Source organism: Roseinatronobacter sp. S2 (assembly GCF_029581395.1).
In the GTDB taxonomy this organism is placed as follows: domain Bacteria; phylum Pseudomonadota; class Alphaproteobacteria; order Rhodobacterales; family Rhodobacteraceae; genus Roseinatronobacter.
In genome coordinates, this window is record NZ_CP121113.1 from 2,059,576 (window position 1) to 2,074,721 (window position 15,146).

A 15,146-nucleotide genomic window follows, 5' to 3' on the forward strand; every position below is an offset into this window, starting at 1 on the left:
ACAGTCAAGGCGCTTGGAATGGCAGACAGCCCTGAATCACAGTCATTTTGTTGCCCCGACCATAGTGGGCATGCCCCTGCACAGGCGATTCTGGCGCAGGCGGAATCACGTGTGAAGTCGCACGGATTGCGGCTGACCCCTGTGCGCAGACGCACGCTGGAGATTTTGTTGCAGGCGCATGGCGCGCTGGGGGCTTATGACGTTCTGGAACAACTGGCCGCTGACGGGTTCGGCGCGCAGCCGCCCGTCGCCTACAGGGCGCTGAATTTTCTGGTCGAAAACGGGCTTGCCCATCGTATCCGGCGGTTGAATGCCTTTACCGCCTGCGCCCATCCCGGCCATGACCACCGCGCCGCGTTTCTGATATGCGAAACCTGCGAAAGCGTGACCGAAGCCCCAAGCGATGCAGTGGGGGCCGCCTTGGGTGTGGCGGCGCAGGATATGGGTTTCGCCCTGTCGCGTGCCACCATCGAGGCCGTCGGCCAATGCCGCGAATGCATTGCGCGCGAAACTGCTGACCAAAGGACCATTGCGTGACATTGATACAGGCAAGCGGCGTTTGCGTGCATTATGGCGGGCGGCGGGCGCTGTTCGACATAGATTTCAGCATAGCCAAGGGCGAAATCGTCACAATCGTCGGGCCGAACGGGTCGGGCAAGACAACAATGCTGCGCGCGCTTCTGGGGGTGGTTGCGCCCAGTCGGGGGTCGGTCACGCGCAAAGCTGGCTTGCAGGTGGGCTACGTTCCGCAGCATTTGCACATTGATCCCGGCCTGCCATTGCCGGTGCGGCGGTTTCTGTCCTTGCCGACACGGCGCAGCGCGGCCCAGATTGCCGCAGTTCTGGATCGTGTGGGCGTGCCGGATGTGGCAGCGCAGAATATGACGACCCTGTCGGGCGGCCAGTTCCAGCGCGTACTTCTGGCACGCGCGCTTCTGATGCAGCCCGACATTCTGATGCTGGATGAACCGACCGCAGGTCTGGACCAACCCGGCGTTGCCAGTTTCTACCGCCTGATTGAAGATGTGCGCCGTGACACGGGCTGTGCGGTACTGTCTGTCAGCCATGACCTGCATGTTGTCATGAGCGCATCTGACAGGGTGGTGTGCATCAACGGGCATATCTGCTGCGAAGGGACGCCCAATGTCGTGCGCGCGGCCCCCGAATACCGTGCCCTGTTCGGAATGGGCACGGGCGGCGCGCTGGCCTTGTTCCAGCACCAGCATGACCATGATCACGAACACGAACACGAACATCACAAGGAAGATAGCCCCCATGCTGGATGATTTCATGATGCGGGCGTTGTTGGCGGGTCTGGCGGTGGCGTTGGCAACCGGGCCGCTTGGCTGTTTTGTGGTGTGGCGGCGCATGGCCTATTTCGGCGATGCCACATCGCATGCCGCCATTCTGGGGGTGGCGCTGGCGCTTGGGTTCCAGATCAGCATTTTCGTGGGCACATTGGTGGTGGCCCTGCTGATGGCGATGATTGTGTCGGTGATGGCCGGTCGCGGCTGGGCCATGGACACCACGCTGGGGGTGCTGGCGCATTCCGCGTTGGCCTTTGGTTTGGTGGCGGTGTCGTTTTTGCCTGCTGTGCGCGTGGACCTGACGGCCTATCTGTTTGGCGATATTCTGGCGGTGTCGCGCATGGATCTGGCCATTATCGTAGCGGGGTCAGCGCTGGTTCTGGGGTTGATCCTGTGGCGGTGGTCAGCCCTGCTGACCGCCACGTTGAACGAGGATCTGGCCCATGCATCCGGCCTTAGCCCGGCGCGCGAACGCATGGTGCTGACGCTGTCGCTGGCTGTGGTGGTCGCGGTGGCGCTGAAAATCGTGGGGGCCTTGCTGATTGCGGCCATGCTGATTGTGCCCGCTGCCGCGGCGCGCAATCTGGCACGCACCCCTGAAATAATGGCGCTGTTTGCGGTCGCGATCGGGGGCTTTTCGGTGTGGGGGGGGTTGCAGCTGTCGCTGTGGCAGGACACGCCGTCAGGCCCGTCGATTGTTGTGGTGGCGGCGCTGATATTTTCGCTGTTCACCTTCGCGGCGGCACTGGTTCAGAAACGGCCCGGACGGTAAGGCGCAATATCCAGCGCAGGCATGCGCCCTGCCACCAGATCCGCGACAATCTGTGCAGTGACTGGTGCCAGCGTCAGGCCCAGATGCCCGTGCCCATAGGCGTGGATCACATTCGCGCCCTGTGTTGACGGTCCAATAACAGGGCGCGAATCCGGCAGGGACGGGCGGCACCCCATCCAGCGCCGGTCGGGTTCGGGCAGGTCGGGAAATATGGCACGCGCGCCGCGTTCCATGACGGCCCAGCGGTTTGGCGCGGCAGGTGCGTCCCGCCCGCCCAACTCCACCGTGCCCGCAATCCGCAACCGCCCCGCCATCGGGCAGAAATAGAACCCCCGCGACACAGGCGTTACCTGGCGGGTCAGGGGCTGGTCCGTCATGTCATATTCCAGATGATAGCCGCGTTCGGTGTCCAGCGGCGCCTTGTCGCCCGCCTGCCGTGCCAGATCGCGCGACCATGCGCCCGCCGCCAGAATGACCTTGCTTGCGCGCAAGCGAATGTCTGCGCCTGTCAGGGTGACATGCCCGTGCCCGTCGCGGGCCAGTCCGGTGATGCGCGCGGGGATATGGCGCACGCCTGCATCGATGACGGCCGCGCGCAACAGGCGCAGCATGGCGCGCGGGTCATGCATGGTGACCGTATTGGGAAAAAACGCCGCCCCATGCCCGACATGCGCAGGCAGGCCGGGTTCAAGCTGGCCCAGTTCCGCGCGCGTGATGATGTCGACGGTGACGCCCAAAGCGCGCGACAAGCTGAAATCTGCGCCACGCTGCTCCTTGGCGGTTTCAAACAGATACAGGGACCCTTGGGGTTTCAGCAATTCGATCCCCCCGATCTGGCTGGCAAATGCGCGCCATGCGGCAGGTGACGGGGCCAGCAGTGCAGCAATGGCGCGTGCATTTTCCGCCGCGCGTGCAGGCAGGCATTCGCGCGTGAAACGCAGCAACCATGGCGCAAGCGTGAAAATGGCGGCCTTGCGTATGGACAGCGGGCTGTCGCGGTCAAACAGCAACGCGGGCAGATTGCGCAGCACATCGGGCGTGCCCACCGGCATGACGGCATAATCCGCGATGACACCGGCATTGCCATAGGATGCGCCAGTCTCGTCATCTTCGGGGGCCAGCAGCGTGACCTCGTGGCCCTGATCCGCCAGACGCAATGCGATGGACAACCCCACGATGCCCGCACCGATGATGGCAATTTCGCTACTGTTCGCAGGGGGCGGGGCTGGCATGGTGACGTGATGGCCTGAAAGGAATGATACGCCTGTTTGTGGCGCGGTCGGCAGACGGATGCAAGGTGCAGTGCATAGCTTGATCGCGTGATCGGATCGGGCTGAGGGCGTTGAGTTGGGGGGATTGCAGGCGGTTGCGTAGCTTCCGGCGCGGAACAAAGGCCGCAGGCCGCCGCGCCATCGGTCTGGCCGTCCCGCGGCCTGCCGATTTTGCCAGTGTCACGCCAAGCCTTTGAACGCAGGAATATGCAGCCTGCATAAACTGCGTGTCTCAAACGTCGGATCGGCTGCCCCCGGCCCACCAATGGCGCGGGCTTACTCCATGCGCGAATGATCGCAAAAGGCCATTACCCCGACCACAGCACAGCTGCGGTCAGTAGCCACGCCCGCGATCTACCACATTCATAAACGCCAACCCCTTTTCCCCCCGCGCGATATTGCCCGCAATCACGCGTGCTGCGGTGCGCGCGCGTGTGGTGGCCGCGATATGCGGGGTCACGGTAACGCGCGGATGCGCCCAGAACGGATGATCCGCAGGCAGGGGTTCGGTGCGGAACACATCCAGTGTCGCGTGACCGATTTGCCCGCTGTCCAACGCCGCAATCAGGGCGGTGTCATCCACCAGCCGCCCGCGACCGGGATTGATAAGCGCCGCCCCTTCTGGCAGCAGCGCCAATGCGCGCCGATCCAGCAGGTTTTCGGTGCCTGCGGTCAGCGGCAGCAGGGTTACCAGAATTTCTGCGTGGGACAGGCAGGCATCCAGACCGTCCTGCCCGTGATGGCAGCGCATACCGGGAACCGATCTAGGACTGCGCGCCCAGCCATGCAGGTCAAACCCGAAACCCGCCAGCGCCTGTGCAACCGCTTGCCCCAATGCCCCCAGTCCCAGAATGCCAACTTTGCGTTCCTGCGCCAACGGGGGTTCCACTGCGTGCCAGTCACCGGGGCGCGCATGAATATGGGCGTCCATCCCCAGATGATGGCGCAGCACATGACCGCAAACATATTCGACCATGCCCTGGGTCAGCGACGGGTCGACCATGCGGCAAAGCGGCTGGGTCAGGGTTGGATTGCCGACAATCTTCTCGACACCGGCCCACAGATTCAACACCGCCTTGCAGCGCGTGTAGGGGGTGAAATCCTGCAACGCACTGGACGGGGCATAGATGATGTAATCCACAGATTCGGGCGGGGCGTCGGTCACCAGTTCTGCATCAAGTGCCTGTTCTTGCAGGGCCTGTGACAGCGGGGCCTGGTAGTCGTTATATAATTCCTGCCCTGCGGCGAACAGAACGGTCAGTGTCATGATGGCAACCTTGCCCTGTGAATATGCGCCGACTGAACCAGCCCGAAGGCGACCATCAGCACAATCATTGCAGACCCCCCATAGGACACCAATGGCAACGGCACCCCCACCACAGGTGCAAGCCCCATGACCATGGCCATATTCACGGCGAAATACAAAAAGAAGGTGCCCACTACGCCGATCACCAGCAACGCCCCGAACCGGCTGGTCGTGCGAAAGGCCGTCAGCAGGCAAAACCCGATGATCATCAGATACAGCACCAGCAGGGACGCCGCCCCGACAAAGCCGAATTCTTCCGCCAGCGTGGTGAAAATGAAATCGGTGTGCTTCTCAGGCAGGAAGTTCAGCCGCGCTTGCGTGCCTTCCATGAAACCCCGACCTGACCACCCCCCGGACCCCAGTGCAATCATCGACTGGTTGATGTGATAGCCTGCCCCCAATGGGTCAAGCGAGGGGTCAAGGAACGAATCTATGCGTCGATACTGGTAATCCTTCAGGATTTGCCAATCCGTCCCGCGCGATGACATGATAACCATGATCCCCGCCACCATGCTGCCGATCAATGCGGCGAAATAGGCCCAATGCACCCCGGCGGCAAAAATCACCACGCCGCCGCCCAGTGTCAGCAAAAGCGCCGTGCCCAGATCAGGCTGGCGCAGCACCAGAAGTGCCGGAACCGCGGCAATCAGAATACCCAGCACCACCCATAGCGGATGCGAGACTTTCTTGATGTTCAGCCAGTCGTAGTAGGCCGCCAGCGCCAGAATTGTGCTGATCTTGGCCAACTCGGACGGTTGCAGCCTTATGGGGCCGACAACCAGCCAACGTTTTGCGCCCATGCCGATTGTGCCGAAAAATTCGACCCCCAGCAGCAGCAGGATCGACACGACATAAGCAACCCCCGCAATGGAGCGCCAGAACCATAGCGGCACGAACCCGATCGCCAGCATCAAAAGAATGCCAATGCCGAAGCGGCGCATCTGCGGGTCCATCCAAAGCTGCGCATTGCCGCCGGCAACCGAATACAGCATGACAAAGCCGTAGCATGCGACAGCCACAAGCAAGACCACCAGCGGCCAGTTGACATATAACACTTTCGCCAGCCCGGACGGCATGCGCTTGGTGTTGTATTCAAGATAACTCATGCGCGGCTTATCCGTAAAAGCTGCGGGTCACGCAGGCGTTCTTCCAGCTCGATCTGTTCGGCGCGGATGCGGTTGCGTTGCGGCGCGGGATAGGCCGACAGGGGCGGGATGCCGTCATTCAGTGCGGCCAGCGTGATGTCGCGCCCAATGGGGGCCGCCGCTGACGACCCGCCGCCACCATGCTCGATGACCACGGCCACGGCAATGCGCGGGGCGTCGACCGGGGCGTAATTGACAAACAGCGCGTGGTTGCGCCGGTTCCAGGGCAGGTCACTTTGCTGGCGTATCCCCGCATCGCGTTCCGCGCGGGTGATGGAGAAAACCTGACTCGTGCCGGTTTTGCCAGCCATTTCCTGACCATCCGCCACCACACGCGACGAATAGGCCGTGCCGCGCGCATGGTTGACAGTATCAAGCATGCCACGGCGTATCATGCGCAGCCATTCGGGGCGCAGGTCCAGCGACGCGGCCTGCGGTGCGGCCTGTTCAAGCGGGTCACGCAGCAATCGGGGCAGGATGGCCTTGTTGGTGGCCAGCCGCGCCGTCATCACGGCCAGTTGCAGCGGTGTCGACAGCACGAACCCCTGCCCGATAGAGGCGTTGACCGTATCGCCGATCCGCCATTCTTCATTGCGGTTGCGCCGTTTCCAGTCCCGTGTAGGGTTCAGCCCGCCTGCAATCGACGGAATTGGCAGATCATAGCGTATGCCAAGGCCCAGACGCTCGGACATGGCGTTGATGCGGTCGATGCCACAGCGTTGCGACATTTCATAGAAATACACATCACAGCTTTCCGACAGCGCGGACACAAGGCCTACACGCCCATGTCCGCCGCGCCGCCAGCAATGGAAGCGGTTGCCGGACACATCCATATGTCCGGGGCAGAACACGCGTTCCTCGCCATCTGTTTCGCCCGCATCAAGTGCGGCAAGGGCTGTTACCATCTTGAAGGTGGACCCGGGCGGATACATGCCCTGAACGGTTTTGTTCAGCAGCGGGCGGTATTCATCTTCCAGCAGGCCATTGAAATCGGTGTTGGAAATGCCGCGCACAAACAGGTTGCCGTCAAAACTGGGCGCGGATGCCAGTGCCAGAATATCACCGGTTGCCGTGTCCATAACCACCGCCGCGCCGCTTTGGCCTTTCATGCGTTGCAGCGCGTAATTTTGCAGCCGCGCATCAATCGTCATATGCACATTGCCGCCCGGTTGCCCTTCGGCGCGGTCCAGTTCACGCATGACACGGCCAACGGCGTTCACTTCCACACGTTGCGAACCGGCGGTGCCGCGCAGGCGGTCTTCCATGGCGCGTTCCACGCCGCTTTTGCCGATCTGGAAGCGCGGGATCATCAGCACCGGATCAGGCGCTTCCAGCGCTTCCAGATCACGGTCGGAAACGGGGCCGACATAGCCCACGACATGGGCCATATCCTCGCGCAGCGGATAGGCGCGTGACAGGCCCATTTCGGGCGTCACCCCCGGAAGTGCAGGCGCATTGGACGCAATGCGGCTGATCTCTTCCCAGCTCAGGCGTTCGGCAACCGTGACCGGCACAAAGGGGCGGTGGCGCAGCAAATCGCGCCGCGCGCGTTCCAGATCATCCTCGCTTAGCGGTATCAGCTGTGACAGCCGGTCCAGAACAAGGTCGATATCGCCTGCATCATCGCGCTTGATCACCACACGGTAATTTTGCTCATTGCCCGCCAGCAACACGCCGTTGCGGTCAAAGATCAAACCGCGTGTGGGCGGCAGCAGGCGCAGGTTAATGCGGTTTTCTTCTGCCAGCAGGTGAAACTGCTCGGACTGCATAAGCTGCATATCACGCAGGCGCCACGCAAGTGCGCCTGCAAAGCCCAGTTGCGCACCGCCCAGAATTAACCCGCGGCGCGTGATGATCCTTTGGCTAAGTTCCTTGTCGCGATCCGTGCGTTTCACAATTTCTGTCCCAGAACATCCACCTCGCCTGTCGCCGGTTTGCGCAGTTTCAACACATAATGCAAGACCGCGACGACAGCGGGATACGCCAGAACTGTGCCCAGAAACTGCGCAAAGCTCAAGTCAAGCGGGGCGTTTGGCATCATCACAATCGCGAGCAGGGCACGATTTGCCAGAAACATTGTCAGCATCAGCCCAAACACAATGGCATATTCCAGCCAGAACCCGAACCCGCGCAGCAAGCCCGCGCGGGTGCGCAGAAATTCCGTCGCCAACAAAACAACCAGCGCCCACAGGCCGGGGGGGCGCAGCAACAACAGATCCTCGAACAGGAAATATGCCGCGATAACGGGTGCAGGCAGCAAATCAGGACGCCGCACAATCCATGCCAATGTTAGACACAGCAAGAAATCCGGCGCGGGCCAGTCGCGGGCTGACAGACCAAACAGCGCGCCCGAGGAATCGGATGCGGCCGCCCCATAATCCTGCATCGGCAAAAGCCGCAAGAACGTGACCAGCGCCGCAAGCCCCAGAAACAATGCGACATACAGCGCTTTTCTGGCGGGGCGGCGGTTATTCATCAGCCGGGCTTTCGATATTCGGCCCTTGCGGCAACACCACATCCCCCGGCAAATCCGGCGCGCGCGGAATTTCTGGAACGATCAGGCGGCCGGTATCAACAATACTCTCGACCGGGCGAGAGCGCATCACGCGCAGGAATTCCAGCCGCCCGTAATCGGCGGCAAGGCGCACCCGCAACCTGCGGTCCCGTGACTGGACGACTTCGCCAATCAGCAACCCCGCCGGAAACACGCCACCGTCATCGGAACTTATGACACGGTCACCGGGGCGCAATTCATCCGGTGTTTCAATGAATTCCAGCAGCGGATAGGATGAATTGTCACCCGACAGCATGGCCCGTTGTCCCGATGGCTGAATCAGAACCGGAACCGAACTTGCCGTGTCAGTCAGCAGCACCACCCGCGATGTCCGGTTGCCGACACCCGCGATCCGGCCTGCAAGCCCAAGGCCATCCATCACCGCCCAACCATCCTGAACGCCGTCGCGCGCGCCCACATTCAGCAGCACAGACCGCCGGAAAGGCGATCCGCCATCCGCCATCACAACCCCTGTCACATGGGTCAGTTGCGGATCAATGCGCACCTGATTCAGATCCAGTAACTGGGCATTGCGCTGTTCCAGTTGCAAGGCCGCTTCGCGCCACGCCCGCATCTGTTGCAATTCGCGGCGCAATTCCTGATTTTGCTCCACGATACGGGCATAGGATTGCAGGTTCTCCAGCATACCCGCCACCCGCGTCACAGGGCGCATGGCCCAGTCGAAGGACGGCACAATGCGGTCGATCAGATCCGTGCGCACCTGTTCCACCCTTGGGCTGTCAATGCGCCAGACCAGAAAAACAAGTGTCAGGAACAGAACCATAGCCCCAATCAGGATACGCCTGACAGGGCGGATATAATCTTGGTCTGTCTGACGTTCGGATGCCAAAGTTCAAGCCCGGCCTGTTGCGGCGTCAGCTCTCGTAATCGATGGCGTGACGCAGTTGCTTTTCATATTCCAGCGCCTTGCCCGTGCCGATAGCGACACAGTTCAACGCCTCGTCCGCGACCGAAATCGACAGGCCGGTTTGTTCGCGCAACGCAAGGTCCAGCTCGCCCAGCAGCGCGCCGCCCCCTGTCAGTATAACGCCGCGATCCACGATATCGGCGGCCAGATCGGGAGGGGTGGTTTCCAGCGCGATCATCACTGCCTCGCAGATGGTGGTCACGGTTTCCGACAACGCCTCGGCCACCTGTGCCTGTGTGATCTCGATTTCTTTGGGCACGCCGTTCAGCAGGTCGCGCCCGCGGATCATCATGCACTGGCCGCGCCCGTCATCGGGCATGCGGGCCGTGCCGATGGTGCATTTGATTTTTTCAGCCGTGGCTTCACCGATCAGAAGGTTCTGGTTGCGGCGCAGGAAGCTGACAATCGCTTCATCCATACGGTCACCGCCCACACGCACCGAACGTGCATAGACGATATCGCCCAGCGACAGAACCGCGACTTCGGTTGTGCCACCCCCAATATCGACAACCATGCTGCCTGTCGGGTCGGTAATGGGCATGCCCGCACCAATGGCCGCAGCAATCGGTTCGGAAATCAGCCCCGCGCGCCGCGCGCCTGCTGACAGGACCGACTGACGGATCGCGCGCTTTTCGACCGGCGTTGCGCCGTAAGGCACACAGACAATGACTTTCGGCTTCGAGAACATGGTGTTGCGGTGCACCTTGCGGATGAAATGCTTGATCATTTCTTCGGCAACGTCGAAATCCGCGATCACGCCGTCGCGCATGGGGCGGATTGCCTCGATCGAACCGGGGGTGCGGCCCAGCATCAGCTTCGCATCCTCGCCCACAGCCAGAACCGCCTTGCGGCCGTCCTTGGTGTGATAGGCCACCACCGATGGCTCATTGAGGATGATCCCCCGCCCTTTGACGTAGACCAGCGTGTTGGCTGTGCCAAGGTCGATGGCCATATCCGATGAAAACAGGCTGGGAAACAGGGGCATGTGGGTATTTCCGTCCTTCTCGTGGAATCGGCCCCAGATATTGGGGTCATAAGCAGTCTGACGCCCTTATAGGGCGGGGCAGGGCACGCGGTAAAGGGGGTGAGATCGCAAGATAAGCGGGAATTGGCCGCGAAATCAGCACAAAGCCGCGATTTCAGGGCGGGCCGGGCGCTTTGTGCCCTGATGCCCGCCCTTATGTGCCAGTGTCGCGGTCTAGCTTGCGCTGCTCATCAAGGCCGACAGGTTTCCGCGATGGCGGTGCAACACCATGCGATTAAGCGCATTTACATAGGCTTTCGCGGACGCCACGACCGTATCGGTGTCTGATGACTGTCCCGAAAACACGATACCGTCCAGCGCCAGCCGAACGCTGACCGTGGCCTGTGCATCGGTGCCTTCGGTGACGGCATGCACCTGATACAGCTCCAGACGGGCTTCATGTTCAAACAGCATCTTGACCGCATTGAAGGTCGCGTCCACTGGGCCGTCGCCGGTGGCGTCGATGAATTTTTCAACCCCGCCGATGGACAGTGTCAGTTCCGCTTCCTGCGGTCCGTCGGTGCCGCAGACCACGCGCAGCTTGCGCACTTGCAGATAGGCGTCTTCGTCGTTCAGGCTGGCCTCTGTCATCAGCGCGATCAGGTCGTCGTCATAGACCTCCTTCTTGCGGTCGGCCAGCGCCTTGAAGCGCACAAACACATCCTTCAACTGGTTGTCGCCCAATTCATAGCCCAGTTCCGACAGTTTCGCGCGCAGTGCGGCCCGGCCCGAATGCTTGCCCATCACCAGATTTGTCGCAGCCAACCCCACATCTTCGGGGCGCATGATCTCGAATGTTTCCTTATTCTTCAGCATGCCATCCTGATGAATGCCCGATTCATGCGCAAAGGCGTTCTTGCCGACCACAGCCTTGTTAAACTGCACCGGAAAGCCCGACACGGCCGCGACCATGCGCGAAATGCCCATGATTTTGGTTGTGTCAATGCCGGTGTGATAGGGCAGAATGTCGTTGCGCACGCGCAGGGCCATGACAACTTCTTCCAGCGCCGTGTTGCCCGCGCGTTCACCAAGGCCGTTGATCGTGCATTCGATCTGGCGCGCGCCCGCTTCGACGGCGGCCAGCGAATTGGCGGTCGCCATGCCAAGGTCGTTGTGGCAATGCGTGGCAAATATAATCTCATCCGCGCCGGGCACCCGTTCCAGCAACATGGCGATCAGTTCGGCACTTTCGCGCGGATAGGTATAGCCCACTGTGTCGGGGATGTTGATTGTCGTGGCACCCGCCTTGATGGCAGCTTCAACCACGCGGCACAGATAATCGCGTTCGGTGCGCGTGGCGTCCATGGGCGACCATTGCACATCTTCGCACAGATTGCGCGCATGGCTGACCGTGTCATGAATGCGCGCAACCATCGCGTCCTGATCCAGTGCGGTGATGTCACGGTGCAGCGGCGATGTACCGATGAAGGTGTGAATGCGCGGGCGGGCTGCGTGTTTCACAGCTTCCCAGCAGCGGTCGATATCATTCAGATTGGCGCGTGACAGGCCGCAGATGACCGAATTGCGCGAATTCTTCGCGATTTCGCTGACGGCCTGAAAATCCCCTTCCGAGGCGATTGGAAAGCCTGCTTCTATAATATCGACACCCATTTCATCCAGAAGGGCAGCGATTTCCAGCTTTTCGCCATGGCTCATGGTGGCGCCGGGGGATTGCTCGCCATCGCGCAATGTTGTGTCGAAAATCAGGACATGGTCCTGCTTGGGGGCGGCTTGTGTCATCTGTATAGTCCTGTAACCGGAGATCTGTTGTATCTGATGTGTTTTCCGGGCGCTTGCAACCTCTGAGCGGCGCGCCCGTTCAGGACACGCTCAGAGGCCCCTAAGAAGAAGCAGGCCCGTTTGCAGGGGCAATGTCGGCAGTGCCGCGATATGCTCGTTCAATGACATCGTCGTGTTATACGCAGGATATATCCGGTTGAAAACCCCGAAACTGGCGTCACTTTCGTGTAGGGGGCTTGCCCCAACAGCTTGACTTCATGCCCGCCCCCGCCCATGAAGCCTGCAACATATCAGGTCAATGACAATAATCGGATTGGACGAATGGCAGCAAGTGACGGCAAGAAAGACGGCCTTTGGGAAAACGTGAAAACAATCGTTTACGCGTTGGTGATTGCAGGCCTGTTTCGCACATTGTTTTTCCAACCGTTCTGGATTCCGTCAGGGTCCATGAAGGAAACATTGCTGATCGGGGATTTTCTGTTCGTCAATAAGATGGCCTATGGCTATTCGCGCTATTCCTGCCCGTTTGGCGCATGCCCCATCACGGGGCGGCTGTTTGCGAATGATCCCGAACGCGGCGATATCGTTGTCTTCCGCCACCCCGGCACGGGCGCGGATTACATCAAACGCCTGATCGGTCTGCCGGGCGACCGCGTGCAAATGCGTGATGGCATTCTGTATCTGAATGATGAAGCAGCGCCCCAGGAACCCGATGGTGATTTTGCAGAAACCTATGACCGCCAGGGCAGCGCGGGCCAGTATCCGCGCTGCGCGAATGCGCCAGTGGGGCAGGGTGGCCAATGCCTGAAACCGCGTGCGATTGAAACCTTGCCCAATGGTGTCAGCTATCCGGTGCTGAACATCTCGGACGGGGGGGCTGCGGACAATACGCCTGTGTTCACTGTGCCAGAAGGGCATTTCTTCTTCATGGGCGACAACCGCGACAATTCGCTGGACAGCCGCATGCCGCGCAGCGTGGGTGGTGTTGGCATGGTGCCGTTTGATCACCTGATCGGACGCGCGCGCCATGTCGTGTTTTCCGCCGAAGGACGCTCGCTGTTCTTCGTGTGGACATGGCGCAGCGATCGTTTCTTTGCGAGGTTGCAGTGACACTGTCGAAAGAACTGCGCGCATTCAGTGCGCGCATCGGTCATGAGTTTTCCCGCCCCGAACTGCTGCGCCGCGCACTGACGCATCCGTCCATTTCATCGCCCTCGCGCCCTGACAACCAGCGGCTGGAATTCTTGGGGGACCGCGTGCTGGGCCTTGTGATGGCCGAAGCGTTGCTGCACGCAGATAAAGCGGCCAGCGAAGGGCAGCTTGCACCGCGCTTCAACGCACTTGTGCGCAAGGAAGCCTGCGCAGACATCGCGCGCGATGTGGAGCTGGGCGAGGTGCTGAAGCTGGGGCGGTCTGAAATGCTGTCGGGGGGGCGGCGCAAGGAAGCGCTGCTGGCCGATGCCATGGAAGCCGTGATTGCCGCCGTCTATCTGGATGCGGGCTTTGACGCGGCGCGCGACATGGTGCTGCGCCTTTGGGGGGCGCGGATTGCCACCGTCAAGGACGACGCCCGCGATGCAAAGACCGCGTTGCAGGAATGGGCGCAGGCGCGCGGGCAGACCCCGCCTGCCTATACTGAGCGCGACCGCAGCGGCCCGCCCCATGCGCCGGTTTTCACCATTGAAGTGCAGCTGTCCGATGGCGTGGTTGCGCAAGCCAGCGCCGGTTCCAAGCGACAGGCAGAACAAAAAGCCGCGCAACTGCTTCTTGACCGGCTGGAGGGCCAGACATGACCGATACACCTGACACTGCCACCACGCCGACCGACACACCGCCAACCCGCGCGGGGTTCATTGCCCTGATCGGTGAACCCAATGCGGGCAAATCCACCCTGACAAACCGCATGGTCGGCGCGAAGGTCAGCATTGTGACCCATAAGGTGCAGACCACCCGCACACGCATTCGCGGTGTGGCCATGGAAGGGGCCGCGCAACTGGTATTCGTGGACACGCCCGGCCTGTTCCGCCCGCGGCGCAGGCTGGACCGCGCCATGGTCGCCGCCGCATGGGGCGGGGCCGCAGATGCCGATATCGTGGTGCTGCTGGTCGAGGCGCATCGCGGCGTGACCGACGGCACACAGGCCATCCTTGATGCGCTGAAAGAGCGTATCTCGCCCAACCAGACGGTCGCGCTTGCGATCAACAAGATTGACCGCGTCAAGGCAGAAACCCTGCTTGCGCTGTCGGAAAAACTGAACGCGGCCTATCCGTTTGTCAAAACCTTCATGATCTCCGCCGAACGCGGGCATGGCGTGGATGATCTGCGCCACTGGCTGGCCGAAACCCTGCCCGAAGGGCCATGGCTTTACCCCGAAGACCAGATCGCGGATTTGCCGCTGCGCATGATCGCCGCCGAAATGACGCGCGAGAAGCTGACCCTGCGCCTGCATGAAGAACTGCCCTATCAGCTGACGGTCGAGACGGAAATGTGGCAGGAACGCAAGGACGGGTCCGTGCGCATTGACCAGATCATCTATGTCATCCGCGACGGGCATAAGGGCATTGTGCTGGGCAACAAGGGCGAAACCATCAAATCCATTTCACAAGCCGCCCGTGTCGAGATTACGGAATTTCTGGGCCGTCCCGTGCATTTGTTCCTGCAAGTAAAAGTGCGTGAAAACTGGCTGGAAGAGGCCGCGCGCTATTCCGAAATGGGGCTGGATTTCCGCGACGGCAATACATGAGTGCGCGGCTGGCATCCGGCATCTGGGTGTCTGCATATTTGCGCCGCCTTCAGATTGACGGAATACCGGCCTATGTGATCACCCGCGGCGACGACACCGCAGGCGCAGTGCTTGTCAAACTGGCGCTGATGGACGGGACTGCGCGCGCCTATCAGCGCGGCTTCGATCTGGCCAGCGGGGCGCGTGTCTGGCAGGTGCTGGTTGAGGGACCGGAAGCCAGCGTTGACGAGGCGATATTGCGCCAGCGCAGTTTCGACCCTGACCTGTGGGTGATCGAGGTAGAGGACGCGCGCGGGCGCATCCTGCTGGATGACATGGACTGACATAACCCGCCTGATGCTATCTGTTCGCCAGTA

Annotated in this window: 15 protein-coding genes; 7 read left to right on the top strand and 8 right to left on the bottom strand. The window is 61.2% G+C overall.

Annotation, left to right across the window (positions count from 1 at the left end; all coding sequences use genetic code 11):
- The first annotated feature begins 18 nt into the window (after positions 1-18).
- Genes P8S53_RS09815 through P8S53_RS09825 form a run of 3 tightly spaced genes read left to right on the top strand, consistent with a single transcriptional unit; the run spans position 19 to position 2,079 of the window.
- On the top strand, positions 19-537 hold the full coding sequence (locus tag P8S53_RS09815) for a Fur family transcriptional regulator (RefSeq protein WP_277803789.1): 519 nt from the start codon (positions 19-21) through the stop codon (positions 535-537).
- Positions 534-1,286 carry a metal ABC transporter ATP-binding protein gene (locus P8S53_RS09820; RefSeq protein ID WP_277803790.1) on the top strand — a complete coding sequence of 251 codons (753 nt, stop codon included), beginning with the start codon at positions 534-536 and terminating at the stop codon, positions 1,284-1,286. Before P8S53_RS09815 ends, P8S53_RS09820 begins: the two co-directional genes overlap by 4 nt.
- Positions 1,276-2,079, top strand: coding sequence for a metal ABC transporter permease (locus P8S53_RS09825; protein WP_277803791.1), 804 nt, complete (start codon positions 1,276-1,278; stop codon positions 2,077-2,079). The genes P8S53_RS09820 and P8S53_RS09825 overlap by 11 nt, the downstream gene beginning before the upstream one ends.
- Here the strand turns inward: P8S53_RS09825 and P8S53_RS09830 are convergent.
- From P8S53_RS09830 to P8S53_RS09865, 8 genes are all read right to left on the bottom strand, one after another.
- On the bottom strand, positions 2,058-3,311 hold the full coding sequence (locus P8S53_RS09830; protein WP_277803792.1) for an FAD-binding oxidoreductase: 1,254 nt from the start codon (positions 3,309-3,311) through the stop codon (positions 2,058-2,060). The two genes, P8S53_RS09825 and P8S53_RS09830, sit on opposite strands and share 22 nt — an antisense overlap.
- Before the next feature lie 373 nt (positions 3,312-3,684).
- Positions 3,685-4,617 carry a glyoxylate/hydroxypyruvate reductase A gene (locus P8S53_RS09835; RefSeq protein WP_277803793.1) on the bottom strand — a complete coding sequence of 311 codons (933 nt, stop codon included), beginning with the start codon at positions 4,615-4,617 and terminating at the stop codon, positions 3,685-3,687.
- On the bottom strand, positions 4,614-5,762 hold the full coding sequence (gene rodA, locus P8S53_RS09840; RefSeq protein ID WP_277803794.1) for a rod shape-determining protein RodA: 1,149 nt from the start codon (positions 5,760-5,762) through the stop codon (positions 4,614-4,616). The genes P8S53_RS09835 and rodA overlap by 4 nt, the downstream gene beginning before the upstream one ends.
- Positions 5,759-7,696 (bottom strand): penicillin-binding protein 2, encoded by a 1,938-nt coding sequence (gene mrdA / locus P8S53_RS09845; protein ID WP_277803795.1) that lies wholly within the window; start codon positions 7,694-7,696, stop codon positions 5,759-5,761. The genes rodA and mrdA overlap by 4 nt, the downstream gene beginning before the upstream one ends.
- Positions 7,693-8,277 carry a hypothetical protein gene (locus P8S53_RS09850; protein ID WP_277803796.1) on the bottom strand — a complete coding sequence of 195 codons (585 nt, stop codon included), beginning with the start codon at positions 8,275-8,277 and terminating at the stop codon, positions 7,693-7,695. The genes mrdA and P8S53_RS09850 overlap by 4 nt, the downstream gene beginning before the upstream one ends.
- Complete coding sequence (mreC, locus tag P8S53_RS09855) at positions 8,270-9,205, bottom strand: rod shape-determining protein MreC (RefSeq protein ID WP_277803797.1); 936 nt, start codon at positions 9,203-9,205, stop codon at positions 8,270-8,272. The genes P8S53_RS09850 and mreC overlap by 8 nt, the downstream gene beginning before the upstream one ends.
- A 25-nt stretch (positions 9,206-9,230) precedes the next feature.
- Positions 9,231-10,268: a rod shape-determining protein gene (locus tag P8S53_RS09860; RefSeq protein WP_277803798.1), complete on the bottom strand. Its 1,038-nt coding sequence runs from the start codon at positions 10,266-10,268 to the stop codon at positions 9,231-9,233.
- 213 nt (positions 10,269-10,481) lie between these two features.
- Positions 10,482-12,047: a 2-isopropylmalate synthase gene (locus P8S53_RS09865; protein WP_277803799.1), complete on the bottom strand. Its 1,566-nt coding sequence runs from the start codon at positions 12,045-12,047 to the stop codon at positions 10,482-10,484.
- A 321-nt stretch (positions 12,048-12,368) separates the two neighbouring features.
- On the opposite strand from P8S53_RS09865, the gene lepB reads away from it, so the two are divergent.
- From lepB to P8S53_RS09885, 4 genes are read left to right on the top strand one after another with little or no spacing between them, the layout of a single operon-like run.
- On the top strand, positions 12,369-13,157 hold the full coding sequence (lepB, locus tag P8S53_RS09870; protein ID WP_277803800.1) for a signal peptidase I: 789 nt from the start codon (positions 12,369-12,371) through the stop codon (positions 13,155-13,157).
- On the top strand, positions 13,154-13,840 hold the full coding sequence (rnc, locus tag P8S53_RS09875; RefSeq protein ID WP_277803801.1) for a ribonuclease III: 687 nt from the start codon (positions 13,154-13,156) through the stop codon (positions 13,838-13,840). The genes lepB and rnc overlap by 4 nt, the downstream gene beginning before the upstream one ends.
- Positions 13,837-14,790 carry a GTPase Era gene (gene era / locus P8S53_RS09880; RefSeq protein ID WP_277803802.1) on the top strand — a complete coding sequence of 318 codons (954 nt, stop codon included), beginning with the start codon at positions 13,837-13,839 and terminating at the stop codon, positions 14,788-14,790. The genes rnc and era overlap by 4 nt, the downstream gene beginning before the upstream one ends.
- Entirely contained in the window at positions 14,787-15,113 is a 327-nt protein-coding gene (locus P8S53_RS09885; protein ID WP_277803803.1) for a DUF1491 family protein, read from the top strand. The genes era and P8S53_RS09885 overlap by 4 nt, the downstream gene beginning before the upstream one ends.
- Positions 15,114-15,146 lie beyond the last annotated feature (33 nt).

Excerpts from the sequence above, each read along its gene's own strand:
- P8S53_RS09865 (WP_277803799.1), bottom strand. The coding sequence starts at position 12,047 with ATGACACAAGCCGCCCCCAAGCAGGACCATGTCCTGATTTTCGACACA.
- P8S53_RS09830 (WP_277803792.1), bottom strand. The coding sequence starts at position 3,311 with ATGCCAGCCCCGCCCCCTGCGAACAGTAGCGAAATTGCCATCATCGGT.
- P8S53_RS09860 (WP_277803798.1), bottom strand. The coding sequence starts at position 10,268 with ATGCCCCTGTTTCCCAGCCTGTTTTCATCGGATATGGCCATCGACCTT.
- P8S53_RS09850 (WP_277803796.1), bottom strand. The coding sequence starts at position 8,277 with ATGAATAACCGCCGCCCCGCCAGAAAAGCGCTGTATGTCGCATTGTTT.
- P8S53_RS09825 (WP_277803791.1), top strand. The coding sequence starts at position 1,276 with ATGCTGGATGATTTCATGATGCGGGCGTTGTTGGCGGGTCTGGCGGTG.
- P8S53_RS09835 (WP_277803793.1), bottom strand. The coding sequence starts at position 4,617 with ATGACACTGACCGTTCTGTTCGCCGCAGGGCAGGAATTATATAACGAC.
- era (WP_277803802.1), top strand. The coding sequence starts at position 13,837 with ATGACCGATACACCTGACACTGCCACCACGCCGACCGACACACCGCCA.
- P8S53_RS09885 (WP_277803803.1), top strand. The coding sequence starts at position 14,787 with ATGAGTGCGCGGCTGGCATCCGGCATCTGGGTGTCTGCATATTTGCGC.
- lepB (WP_277803800.1), top strand. The coding sequence starts at position 12,369 with ATGGCAGCAAGTGACGGCAAGAAAGACGGCCTTTGGGAAAACGTGAAA.
- rodA (WP_277803794.1), bottom strand. The coding sequence starts at position 5,762 with ATGAGTTATCTTGAATACAACACCAAGCGCATGCCGTCCGGGCTGGCG.
- P8S53_RS09815 (WP_277803789.1), top strand. The coding sequence starts at position 19 with ATGGCAGACAGCCCTGAATCACAGTCATTTTGTTGCCCCGACCATAGT.